24 protein-coding genes and 1 tRNA gene are annotated in these 25,330 nt (G+C 64.5%); 13 read left to right on the top strand and 12 right to left on the bottom strand.

Annotated features, from left to right (window positions below; genetic code table 11):
• Nucleotides 1-29: 29 nt before the first annotated feature.
• Nucleotides 30-554: a gamma carbonic anhydrase family protein gene (locus ACP7BL_RS13700; protein WP_033965950.1), complete on the top strand. Its 525-nt coding sequence runs from the start codon at nt 30-32 to the stop codon at nt 552-554.
• Here ACP7BL_RS13700 and ACP7BL_RS13695 read toward each other — a convergent pair.
• Nucleotides 551-3,157, bottom strand: a complete 2,607-nt coding sequence (locus ACP7BL_RS13695; RefSeq protein WP_033965948.1) for a M1 family metallopeptidase — start codon at nt 3,155-3,157, stop codon at nt 551-553. The genes ACP7BL_RS13700 and ACP7BL_RS13695 overlap by 4 nt on opposite strands.
• A 106-nt stretch (nt 3,158-3,263) precedes the next feature.
• Here ACP7BL_RS13695 and ACP7BL_RS13690 point away from each other — a divergent pair, with 106 nt between their 5' ends.
• A complete protein-coding gene (locus tag ACP7BL_RS13690) occupies nt 3,264-4,223 on the top strand; it encodes an NAD(P)H-dependent flavin oxidoreductase (RefSeq protein WP_426258596.1) in 960 nt (319 codons plus the stop codon).
• A 44-nt stretch (nt 4,224-4,267) separates the two neighbouring features.
• Here the strand turns inward: ACP7BL_RS13690 and ACP7BL_RS13685 are convergent, their stop codons facing one another.
• Together ACP7BL_RS13685 and ACP7BL_RS13680 are read right to left on the bottom strand one after the other, a co-directional pair.
• Nucleotides 4,268-4,705 carry a DUF1465 family protein gene (locus ACP7BL_RS13685; protein ID WP_231565226.1) on the bottom strand — a complete coding sequence of 146 codons (438 nt, stop codon included), beginning with the start codon at nt 4,703-4,705 and terminating at the stop codon, nt 4,268-4,270.
• 118 nt (nt 4,706-4,823) lie between these two features.
• Nucleotides 4,824-5,021 (bottom strand): YdcH family protein, encoded by a 198-nt coding sequence (locus ACP7BL_RS13680; RefSeq protein ID WP_426258608.1) that lies wholly within the window; start codon nt 5,019-5,021, stop codon nt 4,824-4,826.
• Between the two features lie 175 nt (nt 5,022-5,196).
• On the opposite strand from ACP7BL_RS13680, the gene ACP7BL_RS13675 reads away from it, so the two are divergent.
• The gene (locus ACP7BL_RS13675; protein WP_081988780.1) at nt 5,197-5,352 is read left to right on the top strand and encodes a YdcH family protein; all 156 of its coding nucleotides are present in this window, start codon (nt 5,197-5,199) and stop codon (nt 5,350-5,352) included.
• A gap of 52 nt (nt 5,353-5,404) precedes the next feature.
• On the opposite strand, the gene ACP7BL_RS13670 is transcribed toward ACP7BL_RS13675, so the two are convergent.
• The 4 genes from ACP7BL_RS13670 to ACP7BL_RS13655 form a co-directional block, all read right to left on the bottom strand.
• Complete coding sequence (locus tag ACP7BL_RS13670) at nt 5,405-5,785, bottom strand: PilZ domain-containing protein (RefSeq protein ID WP_033965977.1); 381 nt, start codon at nt 5,783-5,785, stop codon at nt 5,405-5,407.
• An 81-nt stretch (nt 5,786-5,866) separates the two neighbouring features.
• Nucleotides 5,867-6,331: an RNA polymerase-binding protein DksA gene (gene dksA, locus ACP7BL_RS13665; RefSeq protein WP_426258595.1), complete on the bottom strand. Its 465-nt coding sequence runs from the start codon at nt 6,329-6,331 to the stop codon at nt 5,867-5,869.
• Nucleotides 6,332-7,071: 740 nt separating this feature from the next.
• Nucleotides 7,072-7,686, bottom strand: coding sequence for a hypothetical protein (locus ACP7BL_RS13660; protein WP_033965943.1), 615 nt, complete (start codon nt 7,684-7,686; stop codon nt 7,072-7,074).
• 39 nt (nt 7,687-7,725) lie between these two features.
• Nucleotides 7,726-7,950 (bottom strand): hypothetical protein, encoded by a 225-nt coding sequence (locus ACP7BL_RS13655; RefSeq protein ID WP_426258594.1) that lies wholly within the window; start codon nt 7,948-7,950, stop codon nt 7,726-7,728.
• Between the two features lie 92 nt (nt 7,951-8,042).
• On the opposite strand from ACP7BL_RS13655, the gene serS reads away from it, so the two are divergent.
• The 5 genes from serS (at nt 8,043) to ACP7BL_RS13630 (ending at nt 13,039) form a co-directional block, all read left to right on the top strand.
• Nucleotides 8,043-9,323, top strand: coding sequence for a serine--tRNA ligase (gene serS / locus ACP7BL_RS13650; RefSeq protein WP_033965941.1), 1,281 nt, complete (start codon nt 8,043-8,045; stop codon nt 9,321-9,323).
• Between the two features lie 126 nt (nt 9,324-9,449).
• Complete coding sequence (gene surE / locus ACP7BL_RS13645; protein WP_426258593.1) at nt 9,450-10,214, top strand: 5'/3'-nucleotidase SurE; 765 nt, start codon at nt 9,450-9,452, stop codon at nt 10,212-10,214.
• Nucleotides 10,215-10,224: 10 nt separating this feature from the next.
• A complete protein-coding gene (locus tag ACP7BL_RS13640) occupies nt 10,225-11,349 on the top strand; it encodes a peptidoglycan DD-metalloendopeptidase family protein (protein ID WP_426258592.1) in 1,125 nt (374 codons plus the stop codon).
• A 29-nt stretch (nt 11,350-11,378) separates the two neighbouring features.
• A complete protein-coding gene (tyrS, locus tag ACP7BL_RS13635; RefSeq protein WP_426258591.1) occupies nt 11,379-12,605 on the top strand; it encodes a tyrosine--tRNA ligase in 1,227 nt (408 codons plus the stop codon).
• Nucleotides 12,606-12,718: 113 nt separating this feature from the next.
• The gene (locus ACP7BL_RS13630; protein ID WP_033965937.1) at nt 12,719-13,039 is read left to right on the top strand and encodes a pilus assembly protein PilZ; all 321 of its coding nucleotides are present in this window, start codon (nt 12,719-12,721) and stop codon (nt 13,037-13,039) included.
• Between the two features lie 137 nt (nt 13,040-13,176).
• On the opposite strand, the gene recG is transcribed toward ACP7BL_RS13630, so the two are convergent.
• Nucleotides 13,177-15,237, bottom strand: a complete 2,061-nt coding sequence (gene recG, locus ACP7BL_RS13625) for an ATP-dependent DNA helicase RecG (RefSeq protein ID WP_426258590.1) — start codon at nt 15,235-15,237, stop codon at nt 13,177-13,179.
• 87 nt (nt 15,238-15,324) lie between these two features.
• Here recG and ACP7BL_RS13620 point away from each other — a divergent pair, with 87 nt between their 5' ends.
• Both ACP7BL_RS13620 and mfd read left to right on the top strand, forming a co-directional pair.
• Entirely contained in the window at nt 15,325-15,591 is a 267-nt protein-coding gene (locus ACP7BL_RS13620) for a succinate dehydrogenase assembly factor 2 (protein WP_426258589.1), read from the top strand.
• Nucleotides 15,592-15,738: 147 nt separating this feature from the next.
• The gene (mfd, locus tag ACP7BL_RS13615) at nt 15,739-19,296 is read left to right on the top strand and encodes a transcription-repair coupling factor (RefSeq protein WP_426258588.1); all 3,558 of its coding nucleotides are present in this window, start codon (nt 15,739-15,741) and stop codon (nt 19,294-19,296) included.
• A gap of 15 nt (nt 19,297-19,311) precedes the next feature.
• Here mfd and ACP7BL_RS13610 read toward each other — a convergent pair whose 3' ends face one another.
• Both ACP7BL_RS13610 and ACP7BL_RS13605 read right to left on the bottom strand, forming a co-directional pair.
• The gene (locus tag ACP7BL_RS13610) at nt 19,312-19,716 is read right to left on the bottom strand and encodes a hypothetical protein (protein WP_426258587.1); all 405 of its coding nucleotides are present in this window, start codon (nt 19,714-19,716) and stop codon (nt 19,312-19,314) included.
• Complete coding sequence (locus ACP7BL_RS13605) at nt 19,713-21,698, bottom strand: putative bifunctional diguanylate cyclase/phosphodiesterase (protein WP_426258586.1); 1,986 nt, start codon at nt 21,696-21,698, stop codon at nt 19,713-19,715. The genes ACP7BL_RS13610 and ACP7BL_RS13605 overlap by 4 nt, the downstream gene beginning before the upstream one ends.
• Before the next feature lie 99 nt (nt 21,699-21,797).
• Between ACP7BL_RS13605 and moaA the strand changes: the two genes are divergently transcribed.
• Together moaA and ACP7BL_RS13595 are read left to right on the top strand one after the other, a co-directional pair.
• A complete protein-coding gene (gene moaA / locus ACP7BL_RS13600) occupies nt 21,798-22,805 on the top strand; it encodes a GTP 3',8-cyclase MoaA (protein WP_126846357.1) in 1,008 nt (335 codons plus the stop codon).
• The gene (locus ACP7BL_RS13595; RefSeq protein WP_033963346.1) at nt 22,802-23,581 is read left to right on the top strand and encodes an NAD kinase; all 780 of its coding nucleotides are present in this window, start codon (nt 22,802-22,804) and stop codon (nt 23,579-23,581) included. The genes moaA and ACP7BL_RS13595 overlap by 4 nt, the downstream gene beginning before the upstream one ends.
• 57 nt (nt 23,582-23,638) lie before the next feature.
• Here ACP7BL_RS13595 and ACP7BL_RS13590 read toward each other — a convergent pair.
• Nucleotides 23,639-23,713, bottom strand: a tRNA-Asn gene (locus ACP7BL_RS13590).
• Nucleotides 23,714-23,775: 62 nt separating this feature from the next.
• Nucleotides 23,776-24,303, bottom strand: coding sequence for a DUF2141 domain-containing protein (locus ACP7BL_RS13585; protein WP_081988578.1), 528 nt, complete (start codon nt 24,301-24,303; stop codon nt 23,776-23,778).
• A 373-nt stretch (nt 24,304-24,676) separates the two neighbouring features.
• On the opposite strand from ACP7BL_RS13585, the gene ACP7BL_RS13580 reads away from it, so the two are divergent.
• Nucleotides 24,677-25,261, top strand: a complete 585-nt coding sequence (locus tag ACP7BL_RS13580; RefSeq protein ID WP_137902291.1) for a CC0125/CC1285 family lipoprotein — start codon at nt 24,677-24,679, stop codon at nt 25,259-25,261.
• Nucleotides 25,262-25,330 lie beyond the last annotated feature (69 nt).

Below are 25,330 nucleotides of genomic sequence, written 5' to 3'. Positions count from 1 at the left end.
GGGAGAAACCGCGCCTAGGAGACCGAGAGATGCCGCTCTATGAAATCGACGGGCTGCGGCCCACGCTAGGCTACAATGCCTGGGTCGCACCCAGCGCCGAACTGATCGGCGATGTACAGCTCGGCCCCGATGTCAGCATCTGGTTCGGCGCGGTGATCCGCGGCGATAATACGCCGATCGTGGTGGGCGCGCGCAGCAATATCCAGGAAGGCGCGATGTGCCATTCCGATCCCGGCGCGCCGCTGACGATCGGCGAGGATTGCACGATCGGCCATCACGCGATCCTGCACGGCTGTACCGTCGGCGACAGCGTGCTGATCGGAATGGGCGCGGTGGTGCTCAATCGGGCGGAGATCGGCGCAGGCTCGATTGTCGGCGCAGGCGCGCTGGTCACCGAAGGCAAGGTGTTCCCGCCGGGCAGCCTGATCGTCGGCAGCCCCGCCCGTGCGGTGCGCGAACTCGACGAAAACGCGCAGGCGATGCTGCGCGTCTCCGCCGAACATTATGTCGCCAACGGCCGCAAATATGCCGCCGGGTTGAAGCGATTCGATTAAGACCCGCTTTTGCTGCCGCCACGCGTCGCCCAGGCGGCGATGTCGCCGCGAATGCGCGCATTCACGAGGCGGCGCGCCGCCATCGTCGCAACCGTGGCCTTGGCGGCCCCGCGTGCGGCGAGCGGCAGATTGGCGGCAGCGAAGGCGGTGATCTTGGCGGGCATCGCCGGATCGTCCGAACCGGCCCCCAGGCTGGACACGAAGCCCGCCCGGTTGCTGGTTTCCACCAGCGTATTGACCAGCGCGAGATTGCTGACGGCAAAGTCGAACGCCATGTCGGGATGGCTGCTCGCGACCGAGCGCAACAGGCTGGCCTTTTGTGGTGTGGTCAGGTCGCCGGTCGACAGCAGGCCGAGCGCGCGACGGGCCAGCGCATCGTCATCGCTATAGCCCAGCAAGCGTATATAGCCGTTTTTCACCACCGGGTTCTTTTCGGCCAGCGTCAGCTTCAGCAGCGCGTCCCATTCGGCAGGGGTCGCGTTCGTGGCATAGGTGCCGAGGATCGGTTGCCGGATCGCCGCCGGGATCGCGTTGGTGTCGGTCGCCAGCGCGGCGACATAGCGCCGTGCCTTCTCAGCGACGACGGGGTCCCCATTGTCGCCCAGCACCGCGATCAGCGTTTCGCGCAACGTGGAGATCAGCGGCGATTCGTCCTGCTTGGCCTGGAACCCGACGCGTTCCAGCGCCGGTGCCAGCGTCGTGACGATGCGCGCGCGCATCGCGGTTTTGGCCGCCCCCTTGGGCAAGCGCCCGCCCAGGTCGGATAGCTGCCCGGCGAGCGTCTGCCACAAGAGGGGATTGGCACCGGGTTCGATCGCTCCGACATCGGCGAAATAACGGTCGAGCCGCTGATTGCCGCCCTTCGCCAGAGCGAAATCATCCCCCAGCGTGCCGAGCTGGTCGGTCAGCGCAAGGCTGGCGAAATCGCGGACGATCGCCGCGTGCGCCGACGCATCATAGGCCACGCGCGCATAGCTGCCCTCGTCGCGATTGAGCACCACGGTGCCGCATCCCTGCACGGTGACCGTGGTCGGCTTGGCACCGCGCACGATCGCGCGCGCCACTGGCTTCCCAACCACACCAAGCGTCAGCGGAACATGCCATGTCAGCACTTGCTTGGCGCTGCCGTCATAAGCGAAACGTCCCTGCGTCATAGTGACCTTGGTTTCTCCGCCGACGCAACGGGCGCTGGTCATGGTGACGAGCGGCACGCCCGGCTGCAGCGTGAAATCATGCGCGATATCCGCCACCGGCTTGCCCGCAGCCGCCGACAATTCAGTCCACAGCTGGTCGGTCACGGTGTTCGAATATTTGTACTTCGCCATGTAACGGCGGATGCCATCGCGGAAGGTGTCTGCCCCCAGCGTCGACTCCATCATGCCGATGACGGCCTGGCCCTTGGCATAAGTGATCCCGTCAAACCCCTCGCCAATCTGGTCGACGGTTTCGACATGGCGGATGATCGGATGCGTGCCCGAGGTCGAATCCGCCTGCAACGCGGCTTCACGGTCCTGCGCCACCGCCGTCGCCGCCGCATTCCAATCGGGGTTGAGATCGATGCTCGATTTGTTTTCCATCCAAGAGGCGAAGCCCTCGTTGAGCCACAGGTCGTCCCACCATTTCATGGTGACGAGATCGCCAAACCATTGGTGCGCCATTTCGTGCGCAACCACGGTGAAGATGCGCTGCTTGCCGCTCTGCGTCGCGCGCTTCTGGTCGTACAGCAACTCGGGCTCGAAATAGAAAATCGCTCCCCAGTTTTCCATCGCGCCGAAGAACTGGCTCGAACCCGGGCCGGCAATCATGTCGAGCTTGGGCAAGGGATAAGGCTGACCGAAATAATCGTTATAATAGGTCAGCAGGCGCTTGGCCTGGGCGAGCGCGTAATCGCCCTGATCCGCCACCCCGCGCCGGGTGATGATGCCAATTTCGGTCTTTCCCGCCATCACCGTCTTGCGCTCGACGTCCCCCATTCCGAGGAACAGGAGGTAGCTCGACATTTTGGGCGTTTCCGCGAACCGATAGAGCGTGGTCCCGTCCTGCTGTTGGGTAATGCTCGTGGCGGGCATGTTGGAAAAGGCGGTCTGCGCGGCGGGTGCCACGGTCGAGAGCGTGAAGGTCGCCTTATACTGGGGCTCGTCCCACATCGGCGCGAAGCGACGGGCATCGGGGGCCTCGAACTGCGTGGCCAGCATCCGCGCGGCCGATCCGTCCGGGTTGGTATAGTCGATCGCGAACAGGCCCGACGCCGAGGTATTGATCGTGCCCGTCCAGGCGAAATGCAGGCGGTGTTGGCCGGTCGGCGCGAGCGTCGGCAGCGTCAGCGTCAATTGCTGCTTACCGGTGTCGAGCGTGAACGGAACCGCTGTTCCGTCGAGGGTCGCCCCCGTAATTTTGAGGTCCGCCGCGTTCAGCACAATCGTCTTGGTTGCTCGCGCGACAGAGATCGTAACGGTTTCTTCGCCCGAGAACGTCATCGCTTTGGCATCTGGGCGGATGGTGATGTCATACGAGACGGGTGCTACGCCTTCCGGCAACTGACCGACCGCAAAGGCGGGCGACGCGACTCCAATCAACAAGGCGGCAGCAAGGGTCAGCTTCACTAGGGTGCTCCGGAAACAAACGCAGAATTCCGCCCCATAACCCTTTCGTGCGCCGTGGCAAATCAACGCCGCTGGACAGGCGTTTCGGTTGCGCTATGAAACGGACATGAGCATTCCCCCCTTGTTCGCATCGTTGCGGCTCCCGGTCATCGGTTCGCCGCTGTTCATCATTTCCGGGCCGGAACTGGTCATCGCGCAATGCAAGGCGGGGATCGTCGGGTCCTTCCCGGCGCTTAATGCGCGTCCGCAGGGATTGCTCGACGAGTGGCTGCACCGCATCACCGAAGAGCTCGCCGCCCATAATCGCGCACATCCCGAACGCCCGGCCGCGCCGTTCGCGGTCAACCAGATTGTCCATCGCTCGAATGAGCGGCTGGAGGCCGATCTGGCGACCTGCGCCAAGTGGCAAGTGCCGATCGTCATCACTTCGCTTGGCGCGCGCGAGGATTTGAACACCGCCGTCCACAGTTGGGGCGGCATCACGCTGCACGACGTGATCGACGACCGCTTCGCGCGCAAGGCGATCGAAAAGGGCGCGGACGGCCTGATCGCGGTGGCAGCTGGTGCGGGCGGCCATGCCGGTCGCTTGTCGCCCTTCGCGATCATCCAGGAAATCCGCCAATGGTTCGATGGCCCGCTCGCCCTTTCGGGATCGATCGCGACGGGAGACGCCATTCTGGCGGCGCAAGCGATGGGTGCCGACTTCGCCTATATCGGTTCGCCCTTCATCGCGAGTGTCGAGGCGAATGCGGAAGCCGCGTACAAGCAGGGGATCGTCGAGGGCAAGGCCGCCGACATCGTCTATTCAAACCTGTTCACAGGCGTGCATGGCAATTACCTGCGCGCGTCGATCGTCGCGGCCGGGATGGACCCCGACAGTCTGCCGGAGGGGGACCTCAAAACCATGGATTTCGGCACCGGCAACGGAGCGAAGCCCAAGGCGTGGAAGGAAATTTGGGGCTCTGGCCAAGGCATTGGGGTCATCGACCGAGTCGAGCCCGTTGCCGACATGGTCGACCGGCTGGAGCGCCAATATCGTGCCGCACGCGAACGCCTGAAGCTGTAGCTCTGCTGTAGCTCTATTAGGGCGCGCGACCGGGCGACCGCGACTCAGAAGGCGAGCGCGAGACGATCCTGCATCGTGCGGGCGGGGCTCTCAAAGCTCTCGATCTCCGCCGCCTGGATTTGGTCCAGCCGCGCGACACGCCGGTGAAGATCGATGCTCGCAAGGATCAGCGTTTGAGCGGTCGCAGGCATCGATTGGACGACCGCGCTCTCGGACATCGGGGCAGCCCCCAATCTACGCGACTCATCCAGCGCCTCGCGCGGTGCCATCTCGCCCGCGTCAACCGCGCGCTGGGTCAACAACCAGGCGATGACGTGCATCAACCGCGTGGTGACCTTCAACGATTCGCAGCTGAACGATACACGCGCGAGCGGATCAAGGGCTTCGCGATCAGAGCGGCCGCCTTCGTCGAAATAGCTGCGCGCCTCATCCGCCAGGACCATGGCATCGATGTACAGCGTGTCGATAACGCGGCGCTGCATGCGCGAATCATAGGCTGGGGACCCCATGCCACCACCATACATATACAAAACCTTAACGGTAGCGCCTTGTGGCGCGCGCGCCATTTGTCGCTTGTCCCACTTCGGGAACGCCATCGCCTTACGCGATAATGTCCGGGACGAGTTGATCTTCGAGCATCGCGATTTCATCGCGCAGACGCAGCTTGCGTTTCTTGAAGCGTGCCAATTGAAGCTGATCGATCGCACCCGAACCGATCAAGGCCCCGATCGCAGAATCGAGATCGCGATGTTCGACGCGTAACACCTCCAGCCGTTTTGCGATCAGGCTTTCGTCCATCGTGCCCCCTTCGATGCCTCGCCTTAGCAAATCACAGACGCGCAGCACGGATAAAATCGACCTGTCGCGCGAATCGGTGCGCACATCGTACTTCGTTATAATTGGGGAGAGACAAGCGGCGCTCCGCATGTTCTATTGGCTACCCCAAACAGCACATGAAGGAGGTACGCATCCCATGCAGACCGCGCATCACTCGGCCCTTTCGGCCAAGCATGCAGTCCTCGATCGCCAGATCGCCGCCGAAACGCAGCGACCGTTGCCGGACACCGCGACACTGGCCGCGCTAAAGAAACAAAAGCTTCGAATCAAGCAGGAACTTGCGCAAATCTAGCGTGAGACGGGCCCGGACGCAGGCGCGTCCGGGTCACCAACCGACCTCTCGATTAGCGAAGCGCGCGCGGGAAAATCGGTTTCACGAAAACGGGTGTCTGCCCGCCCTGACCGACCGGCTTTCGCGCGAGCAGCGGATCGATCTGACGATCGAACGCGACTCCGATGCGTCCGGCTGCCGACCAAGCGATTTGCCCGGGTACCCAGCCAACACCCCTTACGTCGAACTCGACTCGCAGGCCTTGCGCCAAGCCGTCTGGAAACTCTGCCATCAACCCCCCGGCAGAAAGGTTGCGAACCCGCACCGAGTGAGTAGCGCTTTGCCCAGCCACGCGAAAATCCGCCATCAGAAACAAGCTGTCGCGCGTGTCCTGACGGTTATGCGCCCCTTCATCGAATGAGGGACTGAGCGGATCTTGCGAATATTGGTCCATTGCGTGCAAATTGCCGATCTTGGTTCGCGGCAAGACTACTCGCGCAATGGTATCCAACATCTTAAGGCAGCGACCGTTCGCTCAATCCTCGCGCGAAATCTTTTCGTGCCGTTCGTGACGCTCCTGGGCCTCCACCGTCATCGTCGCGATCGGCCGCGCTTCCAGGCGAGCCAGCGAGATCGGCTCGCCGGTCACTTCGCAATAGCCATATTCCCCTTCATCGATTCGACGCATTGCGGCCTCGATCTTGGAGATTAGCTTACGCTGCCGGTCCCGGGTGCGCAGTTCGATCGACCAATCGGTCTCGCTGGACGCCCGGTCGGTAAGATCTGCCTCCCGCAGGGTATCGACCTGAAGCTGCGAGATCGTACCCGCTGCCTCGCGCAGGATCGAATCCTTCCAGCCTTGCAACTTTGCGCGAAAATACGCCTGCTGACGGGGGTTCATGAACTCCTCGTCGGCGCTTGGCCGGTAGCCGTCGTCACTACCGACCTGCGGTACCGCGAACTTTTCGGAATCGTCCAATCTATTCAAGACAGTCGCCATCCCACTCTCTCCCCTCACGGTCACCCGATGCTTTGTGCACCTCCGGACCGAGCCAAGGTCAACCCACCTGATGCGGGCCTATAGCCATGCCATTGAAGCACCACAAGCAATCCTGATGCCGGGCGACACGGGAAAATAGGATCGGACAAAATTGATACTGCCAGACGCTCACGCCGACTCCATTCGGGCGTGCGGAGATCGGGGACGCAGACTCGGCAAAACGTCTTCACGGTCACGTGCGAAACAAATGTTAACGCGGCGATCGTTCCATAATGAAACGTTAACCATACACCACACTGCTTAGTCACGTTTTGTGGCCAAAGGATCACAAAAAAGTTGGTTAACGCAATTGCACTTAACGCTTTGTTCGGCACTTTGCGGAATATCAAATGCAAGTCTGCGCGAGATGTATCGTCCAGGCGATATTTGCGCCGTTAGTGAGAGAATAGCATCATGTCCGTCCGGATGGCTTTGGCGAAACTGTGTGCATGTGCCTGTGGGGGCGCGATTGTCGGCGGCGGTGCCGTGCATGTGGCCGACGGCGCGCGGGCACGCAGCGCCTATACGCACAAGGTCACCAAACGAATCGTCCACCGCACCACGACGGTCGCCGCCAGCAAGATGCGGGTCGGACACGCTGGCGCGCGCGTTCGCAAGGTGGTGACCCAGACCACCACCACGACGCAGCCCCAAATTGTGTATCTGACTGCACAGGGTGCCCCCGTTCCTGTGGACCCGCCTTATTCGGGCTCAGGCGGCGGTGGCGGCGGCGGGCTGACCGTGATCGGCGGCAGCGGTGGTTTCGGCGGCGGTGGTTTCTTCGCCGGCGGTTTCTTTGGCGGCGGCGGGAGCAGCAGCGGCGGCGGCAGCATCGTCATCTCTTCGACTTCGACCGGTGGATCGACCTCGACCGGCGGATCTTCGACCAGTTCTTCCACCAGCGGCGGGTCGACCTCGACTGGCGGATCATCGACGTCGAGCGGCAGCGTTTCGAGCACGTCGTCCAGCGGTTCGGTCAGCAGCACCTCCTCGTCGGGCGGCTCGGGCGGATCATCCTCGTCCACGAGCACAGGCGGCGCAACGGTATCGAGCACGTCGTCAACCGGCGGCTCCTCGTCGAGCGGGAATGTCTCCTCGGCATCGGGCGGTTCCAGCGGCAACGTCTCGTCTGCCTCGGGCGGCTCGAGCGGGAACGTTTCCTCTTCGTCGGCGTCGAGTGGCAACGTTTCCTCGTCCTCCAGCGGTAATGTGTCGTCGGCCTCGAGCGGGAACGTCTCCTCGGCCTCGAGCGGCTCCTCATCCTCAAGCACCTCCTCCTCTTCGAGTGGCAACGTGTCCTCGGCCAGCTCGTCCAATGGTTCGAGCAGCAGCAGTTCCTCGGCAAGCTCGAGCAGCTATGGCTCAAGCAGCCATGGCTGGAGCTCCAATGGCGGTTGGGGATCATCGGGCAGCGGCAGCAACGGAAGTAGCGGAAGCAGCGCATCGAGCAGCGCGAGCAGCGGCAGCACGGGTTCCAGCGGCGGCCCACCCGCCCCCGTCCCCGCACCGCCGATGGTCCTGCTGTTCGGGGCGGCCGCAGCCGCGCTGGTGGCGCGCAAGCGCTTCGCCAAACCGAGCACGAACCTCGCCTGAGCGGGCGAAAAGCGACCGTAGCGGGTCTTCCCCACGCGAACGGGTTGCGTAGGGCACGGGGCGACGCCATAGCCCGGTCATGCATGATATCCGCCTGATCCGGGACGATCCCGCCGCTTTCGACGCAAGCCTCGCCCGGCGCGGCTTTCCACCCGTCGCTTCCGAACTGGTCGCGCTCGACGAACGCCGTCGCGCCCTGATGACCGAGGCGCAGGTTGCGCAGGCCCGGCGCAACGAAGCCTCGAAAGCGATTGGTGCCGCGAAGGCCGCGAAGGACGAGGCGACCGCCGCCACGTTGATGGCCGAGGTTGCGACGCTGAAAGAACGGCTGCCCGCGATCGAAGCCGAAGAAAAGGCGCTCGGCGAGTCGTTGAACGCCCAACTCGCGGCGATCCCCAATCTGCCGCTCGGCGACGTGCCCGAGGGTGCCGACGAGGCCGGCAATATGCTGGTCGCAAGTCACGGCACCCCCGGCACCTTCGGTTTCACCCCGCGCGAGCACGACGCGATCGGCCCCGCGCTCGGGCTCGATTTCGAAACCGGCGCGGCAATGGCGGGCGCGCGTTTCACGCTGGTGCGCGGGGCGGCGGCGCGGCTCCACCGCGCGCTTGGACAATTCATGCTCGATACGCTGTCGGGCGAGCATGGCTATGAGCAAGTCGTGCCCCCGCTGCTGGTCCGCGACGAGGCGGTGTTCGGCACCGGGCAGCTCCCCAAATTTGCCGAAGATCTGTTCAAGACCACCGATGGCCGGTGGTTGATCCCGACTGCCGAAGTCAGCCTGACCAATATAGTGCGCGAACAGATTTTAAGCGAAGCCGAGCTGCCGCTGCGCTTCACCGCCCTCACCCCCTGCTTCCGTTCGGAAGCGGGCGCGGCGGGGCGCGACACGCGCGGCTTCATCCGCCAGCATCAGTTCGAAAAGGTCGAAATGGTCTCGATCGTCACGCCCGATGCCTCCGAGGCCGAGCATGAGCGGATGACGGCGTGCGCTGAAGGCTTGCTCAACGCGCTTGGCCTGCCGTTCCGCCGCATGAAATTGTGCACCGGCGACATGGGCTTCACCGCCGCGCGCACCTACGATCTCGAAGTGTGGCTGCCGGGACAAGGCCAGTATCGCGAGATTTCAAGCTGCTCGACCTGCACCGATTTCCAGGCACGTCGCATGAACGCGCGCTACCGGCCCGAGGGCGAGAAAGCGACGCGCTTTGTCCACACGCTCAACGGTTCCGGCCTCGCGGTCGGACGGACGTTGGTCGCCGTGCTGGAAAACTATCAGCAGGAGGATGGCGCGGTGGCGATTCCCGATGTGCTGCAGCCTTACCTCAAGGGCCTCAACCGGTTGGAACCGGCGCGCTGACATCGCCCGTTCGCCCTGAGCCTGTCGAAGGGTAGCCCTCTTCCCGCGCCTGGCATGCAAGGGAGAGCGGTGCTTCGACAAGCTCAGCACGAACGGAAAAGGGCGTCACGCATAAAGGACGACACGATGCGGATTCTGCTGACCAATGACGATGGCTATCACGGGCCCGGGCTCAAGATCCTGGAAGCGATTGCCGCGACATTTTCCGACGATGTGTGGATCGTCGCGCCAGCCGACGAGCAATCGGGCGCGGGCCATTCGCTGACGCTCACGCGTCCGATCCGCGTGCGCCAGCATGGCGAAAAGCGCTTTGCCGTGGCCGGCACGCCGACCGATGCCGTGATGATGGCGCTGGCCCGGATCATGCGCGAGGCCAAGCCCGACCTGATCCTGTCCGGGGTCAATCGCGGGGCCAATCTGGCCGAGGACGTGACCTATTCCGGCACGGTTTCCGCCGCAATGGAGGGCGCGCTGGCGGGGGGACGTTCGATCGCGCTGAGCCAGGTCTATGACCGCGAGGGACTGGGGGACGCGGTGCCGTTCGAAGCCGCCGCTGCGTGGGGCGAACGCGTGTTGCGCCCGTTGCTCGACGCCCCGCTGGAGCCGCGCAGCCTGGTCAACATCAACTTCCCGGCCGGACCTGCCGACGCGGTGAAGGGGATCAAGATCGTGCAGCAGGGCCTTCGCGACTATGGCCGCCTGCAGATCGTCACCAACCGCGATCCGCGCGGGTATGACTATCACTGGTTCGCGCTCGGCCCGACGGAGGAAACACCGGCCCACGCCACCGATCTGGAAGCTGTGCAAGATGGGTACATTGCCGTGACGCCGCTGCATCTCGACCTGACACACCGCCCCTCGCTTGCTATGCTTGGGGCATTGTACGGTTAGGGGGTAGAGTATGGGGCATCGCGGCAAGACGTTTGGTATCGCGATCCTGGTCCTTTCTACACTCACCGCCTGCATTCCGAACCCCGACCGGCCACAGCGCGGTTACGACACCCCGCCCCCCTATCAGCCGCGCGACGACCAACGACCCTATGAACCGCAAGGCGGGGATCGCGCCGAGCGCGAGCAGGAGCGCTACGAACCGCAACGCATCGATACGGGCGTTTCCGCCCTCCCCGCGCCCCCGCCGGCCTGGCAGGCGCGGCCGGTAACCCCCGATGCCGAGACCATTTCCGCGACCAGCTATATCGTCCGACCCGGCGACACGTTGCGCGCCGTGGGGGATCGCACGGGCGCGGGGTCGGAGGCGATCGCGCGTGCGAATGGCCTCGCCCCACCGTTCGTGATCCGGCCCGGGCAGCGGCTCGACATTCCCGGCGGGCGCTATCACCTTGTCCGCGCCGGACAGACCGGGATCGCGATCGCTCGCGCTTACGGAGTGGATTGGTCACGCATCGTTTCCGCGAATGAGTTGAACGAGCCGTACACGCTGCGTGTCGGCATGCGCATTGTCATACCCGGCACCGCCAATGGGAGCACAGCCGCCGAGCGCGCCGCGGCGTTCCGGCTCGACATCGACGATATCGTCACCGGCAGCGAACCGGCTCTGGCCGCGAACGACCGCCCGGTGCGGCCATCGCCCTCATCGCGGCGCGTGCTCTCTCCCACCCAGGCGATTGCCGAGCCGACCCGTTTTAGCGGCGGTTTCGCCTGGCCAGTGCGGGGGCGCATTGTCGCCCATTTCGGCCCCGGCGCGTCGGGCGAAAAATATAACGGCATCAAGATTGCCGTCCCGATCGGCACCCCGATTCTCGCCGCCGCAGATGGCGTGGTCGCTTATGCCGGCAGCGGTATCCCGACGCTGGGCGGGTTGGTCATCGTCAAGCACGGTGACAGCTGGACGACGGTCTATGGCCATGCCAGCCAGTTGCTGGTCCAGCGCGGCCAATCGGTCCGGCGCGGGCAGACGATTGCGCTGTCGGGCGATTCGGGGCTGGCCGACCGACCCGAACTCCATTTCGAGATGCGCAAGGGCCGTACCCCGGTCGATCCGCAGCGGCAATTGCCGGGGATTTAATTCGGGGAAAAATCGGCTATTCGCCCGGAATGACCGAGCACACCTCCGCCCTCCTCCGCCTGCTGTCCGAGCGTGGCTACATCCACCAGACGACCGACGCCGCCGCGCTCGATGCGTTGGCGAACAAGCAGACCGTGCCCGGTTATATCGGCTTCGATCCGACCGCACCGTCGCTGCATGTCGGCAGCCTCGTCCAGATCATGCTGCTGCGCCGCCTTCAGCAAAGCGGGCACAAGCCGATCGTGCTGATGGGCGGCGGCACCGGCAAGATCGGCGACCCGAGCTTCAAAGACGAAGCGCGCAAGCTGCTCGACCATGATGGCATCGCCACCAACGTCGCCTCGATCCGACGCATCTTCGAACGCTTTCTGGTGTTCGGCGACGGCCCGACCGATGCGATCATGCTCGATAACGCCGAGTGGCTCGACAGGCTGGAATACATCCCCTTCCTGCGCGATGTCGGGCAGCATTTCTCGGTCAACCGCATGCTCAGCTTCGATTCGGTCAAGCTGCGGCTCGACCGCGAACAGTCGCTGTCCTTCCTCGAATTCAACTACATGATCCTCCAGGCCTATGATTTCCTGGAACTGTCGCGCCGCGCCGGGTGCCGCCTGCAAATGGGCGGGTCGGACCAATGGGGCAATATCGTCAACGGCATCGAACTGTCGCGCCGCATGGACGGGACCGAGGTCTACGGCATCACCACGCCGCTCATCACCACCGCCGATGGCGGAAAGATGGGCAAGACGATGTCGGGCGCGGTGTGGCTGCATGAGGACCAGTTGCCGCATTACGATTACTGGCAATTCTGGCGGAATACCGATGACCGCGATGTCGGCCGCTTCCTGCGGCTGTTCACCGATCTGCCGCTCGAGGAGATTGCGCGCCTCGAGGCATTGGAAGGTGCCGAGATCAATGCCGCAAAGATCGTGCTCGCCAATGCCGCGACCGCGATGTGCCGGGGCGAAGCCGCCGCTGCCGAAGCCGCCGAAACCGCGCGGCGCACCTTTGAGGAAGGCGGTGCGGGCGGCGCGCTGCCGACCTTCGCGGTCTCCGGCCCGATCGGTATTGTCGATGCCCTGATCGGCCTTGGCTTCGCGGCTTCGAAGGGCGAGGCCAAGCGGCTGATCAAGGGCGGCGGCGCACGTGTCGGCGCGGACAAGGTCAGCGATGAGGCATTGATGGTCGAGGTTGGCGACGACCCGGTCCGTATCGCTGCGGGCAAGAAGCATCACGGCCTGCTGGTCCGAGCGTAAATCTCGACAGAACCTCAAAAAATATAACGGTTAGCGGACGTTAAGCGGCTTCGTTGCGACCTGTTTTACATCCTTTGTCGTATTTTTGCCCGGCCCATTAGAGGGGTTTGGCAATGGCGAAGGCACTGGCTGGACAGGTCGCGGACAAGCGCGCCCTGGCCCGCGACGAAGTACATTATCGCGCTCGGGCTTATGGCCCGGACGCACAACAGGTGTCGTTGCTGATCGTGAACCTGTCGGCGCTCGGCCTCATGGCGCGCGCCGAGGTTCCGTATCGCGAGGGGGACCGGTTACGCGTCACGTTGCCGGTGGTCGGTGTCGTGGTAGCGGAAATCCGCTGGGCACTTGGCGGCCGAATCGGATGCGAGTTGGATCAACCGATCGACCTTGCGGACTATTATGAGGTGCTGGCGGTGATGGTGCGGGGTAAATAGCTCAAGCCGTTCGCCCTGAGCCTGTCGAAGGGCCGTGCCCAAGAAATCTGCTCGCGTTTGGCGAGGGGGCTTCGACAGGCTCAGCCCGAACGGACTTTGGGTGATCCGGTTTAAGCAAAATCGAGTCTAGGCGCGCCTCACCCCGATCGCAGCAAGGCAACGCCCGCCTCGCGCTCGAACAGATAGAGCGCCGTTCGCGCCGCTTGTCCGCGCGCGCCTTGCAGGCCACCGTCGCGGTCGATCAGCAGGCGTGCGTCGTCGGTCGCGATGGGCAGCAAGGTGGTCAGCATCTCGGGCGTCGCCAGGCGGAAACCCGCCTCGCCCGATTGCTTGGTGCCGAGCAACTCTCCCGCACCGCGCAACCGCAAATCCTCCTCGGCAATGCGGAAGCCGTCATTGGTCTCACGCATCAGCGCCAGCCGCGCGCGCGACGTTTCGCTCAGCGCTCCGCCGCGGATCAACAGGCAGTTCGACTTGCCCGACCCGCGCCCGACACGCCCGCGCAACTGGTGCAATTGCGCGAGGCCAAAGCGGTCGGCATGTTCGATCACGATCAGCGTTGCATTGGGCACGTCGACCCCGACCTCGATCACCGTCGTCGCCACCAGCACGCCCAAGTGCCCGCTGGCGAAGGCGGCCATCACCGCATCCTTTTCGGCGGGCTTCATCTTGCCGTGGACTAGCCCCACACGGTCACCAAAGCGCGCGCGCAACGTCTCGGCCCGCGCTTCGGCCGCCGCGAGATCGCTCTTCTCGCTCTCCTCGACCAACGGGCACACCCAATAAGCCTGGCCGTCATCGGACAGATGCCGCCCGAGCGCATCGACGACATCGCTCAGCCGGTCCTCCGAAATCACGCGCGTTTCGATCGGCTGGCGCCCAGGCGGCATCTCGTCGAGCTGGCTGACGTCCATTTCGCCATAATTCGCGAGCGTCAGCGTGCGCGGGATCGGCGTCGCCGTCATCGCCAGCAAATGCGGAGCCGCCTTGGCCTTGGCCTGCAACATCATGCGCTGAGCCACGCCGAAACGATGCTGCTCGTCCACCACGACCAGCCCCAGATCCTTATAGGAAACCGCCTCCTGGAAGATCGCATGCGTGCCGATCAGAATGTCGATCGTGCCCGCCGCCAGCCCCATCAGCGTCGCCTCGCGCACGCGGCCCTTGTCGCGCCCGGTCAGCACCGCAACCTCGACCGGCAAGCCTGCCAGCATCCGCCGCAGCGACTCGTAGTGCTGCCGCGCGAGGATCTCGGTCGGCGCGAGCAATGCCGCCTGCGCCCCTGCTTCCACGGCCGTCAGCATCGCCAGCGTCGCCACCAGCGTCTTGCCCGCGCCGACATCGCCTTGCAGCAGGCGCAGCATCGGTTGCGCCTGTGCCAGATCGCCCTCAATCTCACCCACGGTGCGCGCCTGCGCACCCGTCAGCGCGTAGGGCAAGCGCAACGCCTCGCGCAGCTTGCCCGTCCCGACCAGCGCCCGCCCTCGCCGGGCGCGCGACGATTGCCGCACCAGCATCAACGCAAGCTGATTGGCGAACACTTCGTCATAGGCCAGCCGCGTGCGCGCCACCGTGTCGGATGGGTCGGCGTGAACCCGCGCCAGCGCCGCGCGCCAGCCCGGCCAATCGTGCTTTGCGAGCAGTCCCGGCTCGATCCATTCGGGCAGATCCGGCGCGCGTTCCACCGATTGCGCGGCAAGCTGCCCCATCCGCTTGGAGGTGATCCCCTCCGACAGCGGATAGATCGCCTCGCGCTCCGGCGTGTCCTCCGCTTCTTCCAGCGGCAGGACATAATCGGGGTGTACGATTTGCAATTCCTGGCCGTATTGCTCGAGCCGACCCGACACGCGGCGCGGTTCGCCAATCGGCGCGAGCTTCTTGGCCCAGCCCGAATGCCCCCCGAAATAGACAAGGCTGACCGAATTGCCGAGCGCATCCGTCGCTTGCACCCGCGTCGGCCCGCGCCCGGCGCTGGAGCGATAGGATTGCGCGGTCAGCGTGATGGCGATGGTGCGCCCGGCATCGGCCATATCGAGCTCGTCGCGCGCCAGCCGATCGACCCAGCCGGTCGGCAAATGAAACGCGACATCCACCACGCGCGACAGCCCCAGCCGGTCGAGCGGCTTGGCCACACCAGGGCCAATGCCCTTCAGCGCCGTGACTTCGGCGAACAATGGATTGAGGATATCGGGCCGCATGACTATCTGGGGTGCTCTTACCCCCACCCGGCCACCACCGCCAGCACATGCTGCCGATGGTCGTCGGGCAATCTGCGTTGGACGCCCATGGACCGCGAAACCCGCCTCAAACGCCTGCGCTTCCGCAGCTGGCACCGTGGCACCAAGGAAGCCGATCTGCTGATCGGCGGCTTCTTCGACGCGCGCTCGGCCGACTGGAACGATGCCGAGATCACGCTGTTCGAGGAATTGCTGGAGGAACAGGATGTCGACATCATGGCCTGGGCAATCGGAACCGAAGCCTGCCCGCCGCGCTATCAGGGCTCGATCGTCGATGCGCTCAAGGCGCTGAACTACGTGCCGATCGCGGAATAAGAAATCTCCCTCTCCCCGCTGGCGGGGAGAGGGCAAGCGAGCGCAGCGAAGCGCGGGAGAGGGGCAGTCACGCGGACGGCAGTTCCTGATACTCCCCCTCTCCCCTACCCTCTCCCCGCAAGCGGGGAGAGGGAGAAAGTCAGAACAATGCCCAACCTGTCGCAAATCCTCACCGCCAAGACCCCGCTCACCCTTGCGGGTGTGCCGACCGGGTTCGAGCCGTGGCTGCTCGCCGATCTCGCCCGCGCCGCCAAGACGCGCGCGGTGTTCGTCGCGCCGGACGAAGCGGCGATGCGCGCGATCGCGGCGACCGCCCCCACCTTCGCGCCCGACCTCGAAGTGCTCACCTTTCCGGCGTGGGACTGTCTTCCCTATGACCGCGCCTCACCGACCCTGCGCGTCATGGCCGAGCGCATGGCGACGCTCTACCGCCTGCAACAGCCGCCCAAAGGCCCGCAATTGCTGCTCACCACGGTCAATGCGGTGGCGCAGCGCACGCTGACGCCGTTCCGCATCCGCCAATTGGTCGCGCGGCTTGCGCCCAAGGAGCGGATCGGGCGCGACCGGCTTGCCGCACTCTTGCAAGCCAATGGCTATGTCCGCGTCGAAACCGTTGCCGATGCGGGTGAATTTGCCGTGCGCGGCGGTCTGGTCGATCTGTTCCCCAGCGGCGAGGAACAGGCACTGCGGCTCGATTTCTTTGGCGACGAGATCGAAAGCGTCCGCACCTTCGACCCCGCCGATCAGCGTACCACCGGGCGCGTAGAGGGCTTCGTGCTGCTCCCGGCGTCCGAAACGCTGATCGACGAAGAGAGCGTCAAGCGCTTCCGCGCGCGCTATCGCGAACGCTTCGGCGCGACCGCGACCGGTGACCCGCTTTATCAGGCGATCAGCGACGGGCGGCGCCTGGCGGGGATGGAGCATTGGCTGCCGCTGTTCGAGGACAAGCTCGCCACGCTGTTCGATCATCTGGGCGACGGCGCGGTGATCCTGCGCGATGCCGGGTCGGTCGCAGCCGCAGAACAACGCTTCGAAGCGATCACCGATTATCACGCCAACCGCGTGAAGGCGCAATCGAGCGACCCGGGCAGCTATCGCCCGCTCCCCGTCGACAGCCTGTATCTGACCGCCAAGGGCTTTGCCGAGCGGCTCGACCAAGCTCCCGCCCACCGCATCACCGCCTTCCACGAACCGGAAAGCGCAAGCGTGATCGATTTCGGCGTGGACGGCCCGCGCGATTTCGGTGCCGAACGCGCCAATGGCTCCAACGTCTATGAAGCCGTCGTCCACCATTTGCGCGGGCTGGCGCGCGACGGGCGCAAGGCGGTGCTGGCGAGCTATTCGACGGGTGCGCGCGAGCGTCTGGCCGGGCTGCTCAAGGACCATGGCGCGACCAACCTCAAGCTGGTCGATACGTGGCAGGAAGCGCTGGGCGCTTCTGCTCCCCTCCCGCTTGCGGGAGGGGCTGGGGGAGGGCCTGCCACCACCCCACCGCCCACGAAAGCTGCAAACGTCCCTCCCCCAACCCCTCCCGCAAGCGGGAGGGGAGTTTCTGTTGCGCTCCTCATCCTCCCCCTCGACCACGGCTTCAGCAGCCCCCAGGTCGCGCTGCTCACCGAGCAGGACATGCTCGGCGACCGCCTCGTGCGCCGCAACAAGCGCAAGAAATCGGCCGATGCTTTCCTCGCCGAACTGGCGATGCTCACGCCGGGCGATCTCGTCGTCCATGCCGATCACGGCATTGGCCGCTATGAGGGGCTGACCTCGATCCCCGTCGGCCAGGCCCCGCACGATTGTGTCGCGCTGACTTATGCCGGCGGCGACAAACTGTTCGTGCCCGTCGAAAATCTCGAAGTGCTGAGCCGCTACGGCTCGGACAGCGAAGGCGCCAGCCTCGACAAGCTCGGCGGCGAGGCGTGGCAGCGCCGCAAATCCCGGATGAAGGAGCGCATCCGCGAAATCGCGGGTGAGCTCATCGCCACCGCCGCCGAACGCGCCTTGCGTCCGGCCGAAACGATCGATCGCGACAGCAGCTACGCCGCGTTCGTCGACCGCTTCCCCTATGAGGAAACCGACGATCAGGATCGCGCGATCGAGGATGTGATGGGCGATCTCGGCAAGGGCACGCCGATGGACCGGCTGGTCGTCGGCGATGTCGGTTTCGGCAAGACCGAGGTCGCGCTGCGCGGGGCCTTCGCTGCCGCAATGGCGGGGCTGCAGGTCGCGGTGGTGTGCCCCACCACCCTGCTCGCGCGCCAGCATTTCAACAACTTCACCGCGCGTTTCGAGGGCTTCCCACTCAACGTCGGCCGCCTCAGCCGCCTCGTACCCGGTGCCGAGGCCAAGGCGACCAAGGAAGGCCTCGCCGACGGCACGATCGACGTCGTGGTCGGCACCCACGCAATCCTCGCCAAGGGCATCGAGTTCAAGCGCCTCGGCTTGGTCGTGGTCGATGAGGAGCAGCGCTTCGGCGTCACCCACAAGGAACGGCTGAAGGCGCTCAAGAACGACGTCCATGTCCTCACCCTCACCGCCACACCGATCCCGCGCACGCTGCAAATGGCGATGTCGGGCCTGCGCGAACTGTCGGTGATCCAGACCCCGCCGGTCGACCGTCTGGCGGTGCGCACCTATGTCATGCCGTGGGACCCAGTGGTGCTGCGCGAAGCATTGCTGCGCGAACATTATCGCGGCGGCCAGAGCTTCTTCGTCACCCCCCGCATCGCCGATCTGCCCGATATCGAGGCGTTCATGCGGGATCACGTGCCGGAGGTCCGCTACGTCGTCGCGCACGGCCAAATGTCGCCGACCGAAGTCGAAGAGCGTATGTCGGCTTTCTACGACAAGAAATTCGAGGTGCTGATCTCCACCACCATCGTCGAGAGCGGGCTCGATATCCCAAGCGCCAACACGATGATCATCCACCGTGCGGACCGCTTCGGCCTCGCCCAGCTCTATCAGCTGCGTGGTCGCGTCGGGCGCGCCAAGACGCGCGCTTATGCCTATCTGACCACGCCCGAGAACCGCATCTTGAGCGAAACCGCCGAGAAACGGCTCAAGGTGCTGAGCGACCTCGATACGCTGGGCGCGGGCTTCCAACTCGCCAGCCACGACCTGGACCAGCGTGGTGCCGGCAATCTGCTCGGTGACGAACAGTCCGGGCATATCAAGGAAGTCGGCTACGAACTCTACCAGTCGATGCTGGAAGAGGCGATCATGGACGCCAAGGCCGGTGGCCAACGCCTGCGCCCCAAGGACTTCAGTCCGCAAATCACCATCGACGCCCCGATCCTCATTCCCGAGGAGTATGTGCCCGATCTCGATCTGCGCATGGGCCTCTACCGCCGCCTCAACGATCTCGAAGACCAGAACCAGCTCGAGGCGTTCGCCGCCGAACTGATCGACCGTTTCGGCAAACTGCCCGATCCGACCGAAAACCTGATCCGCATCATCGAGATCAAGCTCAACGCCAAGAAGGCCGCCGTCGCCAAGATGGACGTGGGGCCGAAGGGGGCGCTGGTCACCTTCTTTGACGATACCCCGCCCAATGTCCCCGGGTTGCTCGCCTGGGTCGGCAAGCTCGATGGCGTGGCGCGGCTACGCCCCGACAGCAAATTGGTGGTGTCGCGCGTGTGGGGCGATCCAAAGGCGCGGCTTCACGGCGCGCTGCAACTGTCGAAGGGGTTGGCCAAGGCGGCTGGGTAACGGCCATACCGCCGGTCAGACGGTCACAGGTTCGTCCAGCTTTGCCGATGCGTCATCCATCAAAGCATCGGCATCGAACTGCTCGCGAGTCATGGAGAAGCGGCCGGAGTAGCCGGCCAGCCGCCACAAGCCCGCGATCTCGGTGCCCGGAGCGTTCACAGTCCCCGAATACTCCACCGAATGTGCCAGCCGCCCGCTGCCGTCATACGTCTTGGTGAACTCGATTTGTCCGCCATTCCGTGTGCCGTCGACAATGGCGCGCAAAAGGCCCGCCTGCTGCCGATCAGGCTCGGTGATCGTACCCGAAACGAGCGACGCGGATTCCTGCAGCGTCGCGATGAAGCTGTTCGGCATGATGCGTCGGTCTGTCGCGGTCCAACGGCCATACCAAACGCCGGTTACGTCGCGCGGGTCGGTCATCTGGTTGCAACCAGCGCGACGAGCGCTGCCAGTGTAATCGGCTCCGAACACAGGAAGCCCTGGTAGATCTGGCAGCCTTCTTTCGCGAGCGCCTCCAACTGCGCCTCATTCTCCACCCCCTCGGCGATCACCGTAAGCCCAAGCGAGCGCGCCATGTCGATCACGCCGCGCACCACGATCCGGTCGCGCGGGGACCCGGTAATGTCCTGCGCCAGTTTCTTGTCGATTTTCAGATAATCGAGCGGCAACGCCTTCAGATAGGCCAGGCTCGAATAGCCTGTTCCGAAGTCGTCAATCGCAATCCGGCATCCAGCGCCGCGCAAAACCGACAACAGGTTGGACGCAATCCCCAGATCCTCGATCAGGCCGCTCTCGGTAATTTCCAGCGTTAGCCGGGACCGGGGAAAGCCGCTGCTGTCGACGCGGTCAAGAAACAGATCGGCGAAGCCCGGGCGGGCAATGTCCCCCGCCGTCAGATTGAGCGACAACCGCAAGTCGCCAAGCGAGGCCGGCCAGGCCGCCGCCTGGGCCAGCACAAGCTTTTGGATATGATCGGAAAGCCCGATGTCGAGATCGGCACGCGCGGCCGCAGCGAACAACGTCTCGGCACCGATCGTCCCCAGCACGCCATGCTCCCAGCGCGCGAGCGCCTCGACCCCGACGATCGCCCCGCTGGAGACCGAAACCTGCGGCTGGAACAACACGCCGATCTCGCCACGGTCCATCGCATGATTCAGTTCGACCGCAAGCCGGTCGATCGGCTCGCCTTCGCTATCGGAATCGGCCACCCGCATCGTCGCGCTGTCGGATTCGCGCGCTTCGGCCAATGCCTCGCTTGCGCGGCGCAGGAGGGTCGCGGCGGAATCGTCGTCACGCGCCTCGGCAAGGCCGATCCTGCAGCCCAGCACCGCAATCGACTCACCCGTCACAAAGGGGCGCGCCAATTCCGTAGCGACGCGCGCGACCGCCAGATCGATCCGCAAGCGCGGAGCCCGCGCGGCGACGATGAAGGTCGAACCGCCCATCCGGGAAATCAGCGCCTCGCGTCCCAGCATTTCGCGCGCGGCATCGTCGATCCGCTTTTGCGCGCTCCGCAACAGCGCATCACCGGCTGCGCGGCCATAGGCCGTGTTGACCATGTCGAAGCGGTTGAGCGCGACGAGCATCATATGCAGCGGCGCGTCGCCGCCGCTCTCCAACTGCCGTGTCAACCAGCGCCGCGCGCTGCTGGCATCGCGACTGCCGGCCAATGCCTCCCGCATCTCCGCCGCCGGCTCGGGTGCGCTGCCAAGCGGCTCGATCACCGCCTCGATGCGCTGCGTCGCTTCGTCCCATTGCAGATGCTGCACAATGCGGCCGATCCCTTCGGCATCATGGGCGAAGGCTGTTGCAGGACGACCATGCGACATGCGCCGCAGCGCGGCGATCGCCGCAGCCCGGTCCCCCCTGTCGAGGCGGCGCAACAGCGTGCGGACGCCAACCTCCCGCTCCAACCCAAGAAGCGCCATCAAGCCAGGTGTCAAAACCAGCGTTTTTTGCGGTAGATCATAGCGCCAACCCAGCGGAGCGAAGACGGGAGCCACAGCCCATTCATGTGCCATCCGCTCTGCATGGCGGGCGGCGAAGCGGAGCGCCTGGAGGAACTCCGCTTCACTGAACGGGCTCGCTAGAAAATGCGTCGCGCCCGCCTCGAACAGCGCTGCAATGGTCCCGACCTCGCCGCGCGAAACCAGCGCCAGCAATGCACCGCCATTGGCTTCGATCGCGCCGCTGAGCATGGCGACTGCGCTGACACCGTCCTCGGTCGCGCCCCGCGCGTCGATCACCGCGACTGCGGCTCCGCTTGAAAGGAAACGCCGCTCCGCACCACCGGCCCGCCGCGCTGCAACGACTTGCCATCCCGCTCCCGCAGCCAGCGATGCAAGCTCATCGCGCTGGCGAAACGACAGGACGAACAGCGGAGCTTGATACGCAGCAATCATACTTTGATCCTAGTGAAGCGCCGCCGAATAAAGAAGAGTGAGCTTTGCACGGCGCAATGCCCTTGTTCGCACCTCCATGAAGGCTTAGCTCCACAGCAGATGATCGCAGCAACCGCCCCTGCTCCCGGCCTTGTCGACCGCCACGGTCGCACGATCAGCTATTTGCGCATTTCGGTGACCGATCGCTGCGACCTACGATGCCGCTATTGCATGGCGGAACATATGACGTTCCTGCCCAAATCGGCGATTCTGAGCCTTGAGGAGATCGCGGTCATCGCCGAGCGCTTTATCGCCCGCGGCATTACCAAGATCCGCCTGACCGGGGGAGAACCGCTGGTGCGACGCGATATCGCCGAACTGGTAAAGCGGCTCGGTCACCATATCGGTGCCGGTCTCGACGAATTGACCATGACGACGAACGGCAATGCCCTGGCGCAGCACGCTCCGGCAATGGTTGCCGCCGGGATCCGGCGGATCAATGTGAGCCTCGACAGCCGCGATCCCGAAACCTTCCGCTACATCACCCGCCACGGCGATGTGGCGCGGGTCATCGAAGGCATTCTGGCCGCGCGCGACGCCGGGCTATCGGTCAAGATTAATCTGGTCGCGCTGAAAGGCCTGAACGAACACGAGATCGCGCCGATGCTGGAGTGGTGCATCGCCGAGCGGCTGGATCTGACGCTGATCGAGACGATGCCGCTCGGTCAGATCGACGAGGATAGGGCCGATCGCTTCGTGCCGCTGACCGCAGTGTTCGACGAGCTGGCCGGGCGCTTTTCGCTGGTACGCGACACGCATCGCAGCGGCGGCCCCGCGCGTTACTGGCGGGTGGACGGCACGCAGACCAAGCTCGGACTGATCTCCCCGCTGACCGCCAATTTCTGCGACACCTGCAATCGCGTTCGGCTGACCACGGAAGGTGTGCTGTATACCTGCCTCGGGCACGACGATCAGGTCGATCTCAAAACGATCCTGCGCAGCGAGGGCGTCGGCGGGCTGGATGTTGCGCTGGACGCGGCGATGCAGACCAAGCCTGCACGCCATGAATTCGATATCGCAGCGGCCGCCCCTGCGGTCGCCCGTCATATGAGCGTTACCGGCGGATGACGTCGCCGCAGCGCCGCGCGCTGGTCGCCTCGCCTACTCCACAGGCGCAAGAGGCGGCGGCCGTACTTGCGGACGCGCACGATTGGGTGCCGCCCGAGGAGGCCGAACTGATTGTGGCGCTCGGCGGCGATGGCTTCATGCTGCAAACGCTCCATGCGATGCTCGAACGGCGCAAACCGGTTGTGCCGGTGTTCGGCATGAACCTCGGCACGGTCGGTTTCTTGATGAACGAATGGCGTCCGCACGGGCTGGACACGCGATTGGAGCGAACCAAGGCGTTCAAGGTCGTGCCGCTCGCCATGAACGCGACCACCATCGATGGCGAAACCCACGCGCTGCCCGCAATCAACGAAGTGTCGCTGCTGCGCGAGACGCGCCAGACCGCGAAACTGGAAGTGACGGTCAACGACCGTGTCGTGATGCCCGAACTGGCGTGTGACGGCATTCTCGTCGCGACCCCGGCCGGATCGACTGCCTATAACCTGTCGGCACAGGGGCCGATCCTGCCGCTGGGCTCCAACATGCTCGCGCTGACGCCGATCAGCCCGTTCCGCCCGCGGCGTTGGCGCGGCGCGATCCTCCCCGACAAGACGCGAATCACCTTGCGTGTGCTCGAACCCGCCAAACGCCCGGTCAGCGCGGTCGCCGACCAGCGCGAGGTTCGCGATGTCGCGGTGGTGGAAATCATGATTGATCGCACGCGCGAACTGACATTGCTGTTCGATCCCGAACACGCCCTCGACGATCGCATCACGATGGAACAGTTCGTCGCCTGACGCCGATAAGCGTCCGTGGCAATTGGTGTCGCTTCCTGAACACCACCGCTGAAAAAATGGCTCCCTGAGTAGGATTCGAACCTACGGCCGCTCGATTAACAGTCGAGAGCTCTACCGCTGAGCTATCAGGGAACACTGCGGAGGCGGGCCTATAGCAGCGAGATTCGCAGACGCGCAAGGCCCGTTTTCAGCTTTTATCGCGATGGGCCAAAACCACCGAGGCCACGGAGATATTGGGTCTTGATATCGACCACCGCGACACCGTTGCCGACATCGACCGCCGCATCATCGACGCGTGGACGCGCGCGGCCGATCCGGGCGTTGCTGCGCAGCCCCACGCCGTCTTTCCAGAAGTCGAACTTGTCCTGCGCGCGGCGCGAATGCAGGAACAGCAAAGCGTAGCGGCCAGGGTGCGGCACGCGGATGCACAGCGACACCGGCCCTGCATTGGGCGCATCGACCGTCACGCGCCGGAAAATCTTGCCCTCGGCCAGCAGATCCATGTCGGGGCGCATGAAATCCTTGTCGTTGGCGGGATAGAGCTCCAGCCTGAGCAGGCCGGTGCGGTCTTTCAAGTCCGATACGTTGACCTGAATGGCTGGTCCACGGCCCGAAGCGCAGTGGCTGGCGTCCGCCCCCATCACGCCACCCGCAAGAGCTGCGGTCGGGCACCCTGCCAGCGCGACCAGCGTCAGGGAGAATGCCGAGAACATCACTTTCATGATCGGTCCTGAAATCGCGAGGCCACGCGGGCCCGTTACGAAAAGAGACCCCCGAACCCATGGACGTGCGGCGAATCGCCCCGTGTGCAGCATGGTTAAGACGGTCGTGTCATTCGAACGACGCCGTCCACCCGCGGAAACCACCTCAAGCCACTTGGCAAGTGCGGCAAAGCGTTCCGCTAGAACGTCGAACCGAAATTCACTCCTTTCGTCGCGCGTCAGTCTCCGTTCAGCTACAAAGGTTTATGCGATTCGCGACCAGTGCGATTGTCCGGAGCCTTGCCACGGGTGGATCGTTCTGCGCTTCATGGCCTTGGCTTCGCGGCCCTGTCGGCAACACCCGCCGGTCGGCGTCGCGTTTTTGGAGATCGACATGCCGCTACCTTCTTCTGCCCTACGCAAAACCCTCGCGGTAGCGCTCGGTGCCGCGACCTTGCTTACCTCGGCGTGCGCGACCGAATCGACCTATCGCCCCGCGACCGGCCATGGCTTCGAACGCTCGGGCTATAGCGATCGTCAGATCGAGGATAACCGCTTTCAGGTGAGCTTCTCGGGCAACAGCTATACCTCGCGCGACACTGTCGAGAAGTACCTGCTGTACCGCGCTGCCGAGCTGACGTTGCAGCGTGGCTATGACTATTTCATCTTCGCCGATCGCGATGTCGATCATCGCTCGCGGGTATATTCCACGCCCAGCATCGGCGGTGGTTATGGCTTTGGCGGCTATTGGGGCCCGAGCTGGCGCTATCGCGGTCGCGGCTTTGGCTGGCGCACCTGGGATCCATTCTTCGGTGATCCCTTCTTCGACCGCGGCGTCGATATCGATACGATCGACAAATATGAGGCCAATGCCGAAATCATCGTCGGCAAGGGCCCCAAGCCTCGCGACAACATCAAGGCGTTCGACGCGCGCGAAGTGATCCACAATCTCGGGCCGAGCATCGTCACGCCCAAATAAGCGCTTACGAAAAAGGCCCCCTTCCAAACTGGAAGGGGGCCTTTTTTGTTGCCTGCAATCAGCGCCGCG

This window comes from Sphingomonas sp. DC1600-2 (assembly GCF_049897605.1).
Lineage (GTDB): Bacteria > Pseudomonadota > Alphaproteobacteria > Sphingomonadales > Sphingomonadaceae > Sphingomonas.
Note: the sequence above shows the minus strand (reverse complement) of the source record. Positions and strands in the feature narration are given on the sequence as shown.

Bases quoted from the DNA above. Each gene is read 5' to 3' on its own strand.
- ACP7BL_RS13700 (WP_033965950.1), top strand. From the start codon at position 30: ATGCCGCTCTATGAAATCGACGGGCTGCGGCCCACGCTAGGCTACAAT.
- ACP7BL_RS13685 (WP_231565226.1), bottom strand. From the start codon at position 4,705: ATGCAGCGCCGCGTTATCGACACGCTGTACATCGATGCCATGGTCCTG.
- tyrS (WP_426258591.1), top strand. From the start codon at position 11,379: ATGACCGAGCACACCTCCGCCCTCCTCCGCCTGCTGTCCGAGCGTGGC.
- ACP7BL_RS13610 (WP_426258587.1), bottom strand. From the start codon at position 19,716: ATGACCGACCCGCGCGACGTAACCGGCGTTTGGTATGGCCGTTGGACC.
- ACP7BL_RS13585 (WP_081988578.1), bottom strand. From the start codon at position 24,303: ATGAAAGTGATGTTCTCGGCATTCTCCCTGACGCTGGTCGCGCTGGCA.
- ACP7BL_RS13595 (WP_033963346.1), top strand. From the start codon at position 22,802: ATGACGTCGCCGCAGCGCCGCGCGCTGGTCGCCTCGCCTACTCCACAG.
- serS (WP_033965941.1), top strand. From the start codon at position 8,043: ATGCATGATATCCGCCTGATCCGGGACGATCCCGCCGCTTTCGACGCA.
- recG (WP_426258590.1), bottom strand. From the start codon at position 15,237: ATGCGGCCCGATATCCTCAATCCATTGTTCGCCGAAGTCACGGCGCTG.
- ACP7BL_RS13605 (WP_426258586.1), bottom strand. From the start codon at position 21,698: ATGATTGCTGCGTATCAAGCTCCGCTGTTCGTCCTGTCGTTTCGCCAG.
- ACP7BL_RS13620 (WP_426258589.1), top strand. From the start codon at position 15,325: ATGGACCGCGAAACCCGCCTCAAACGCCTGCGCTTCCGCAGCTGGCAC.
- ACP7BL_RS13680 (WP_426258608.1), bottom strand. From the start codon at position 5,021: ATGGACGAAAGCCTGATCGCAAAACGGCTGGAGGTGTTACGCGTCGAA.
- ACP7BL_RS13640 (WP_426258592.1), top strand. From the start codon at position 10,225: ATGGGGCATCGCGGCAAGACGTTTGGTATCGCGATCCTGGTCCTTTCT.
- moaA (WP_126846357.1), top strand. From the start codon at position 21,798: ATGATCGCAGCAACCGCCCCTGCTCCCGGCCTTGTCGACCGCCACGGT.
- surE (WP_426258593.1), top strand. From the start codon at position 9,450: ATGCGGATTCTGCTGACCAATGACGATGGCTATCACGGGCCCGGGCTC.
- ACP7BL_RS13670 (WP_033965977.1), bottom strand. From the start codon at position 5,785: ATGGACCAATATTCGCAAGATCCGCTCAGTCCCTCATTCGATGAAGGG.
- mfd (WP_426258588.1), top strand. From the start codon at position 15,739: ATGCCCAACCTGTCGCAAATCCTCACCGCCAAGACCCCGCTCACCCTT.
- dksA (WP_426258595.1), bottom strand. From the start codon at position 6,331: ATGGCGACTGTCTTGAATAGATTGGACGATTCCGAAAAGTTCGCGGTA.
- ACP7BL_RS13580 (WP_137902291.1), top strand. From the start codon at position 24,677: ATGCCGCTACCTTCTTCTGCCCTACGCAAAACCCTCGCGGTAGCGCTC.
- ACP7BL_RS13675 (WP_081988780.1), top strand. From the start codon at position 5,197: ATGCAGACCGCGCATCACTCGGCCCTTTCGGCCAAGCATGCAGTCCTC.
- ACP7BL_RS13630 (WP_033965937.1), top strand. From the start codon at position 12,719: ATGGCGAAGGCACTGGCTGGACAGGTCGCGGACAAGCGCGCCCTGGCC.
- ACP7BL_RS13690 (WP_426258596.1), top strand. From the start codon at position 3,264: ATGAGCATTCCCCCCTTGTTCGCATCGTTGCGGCTCCCGGTCATCGGT.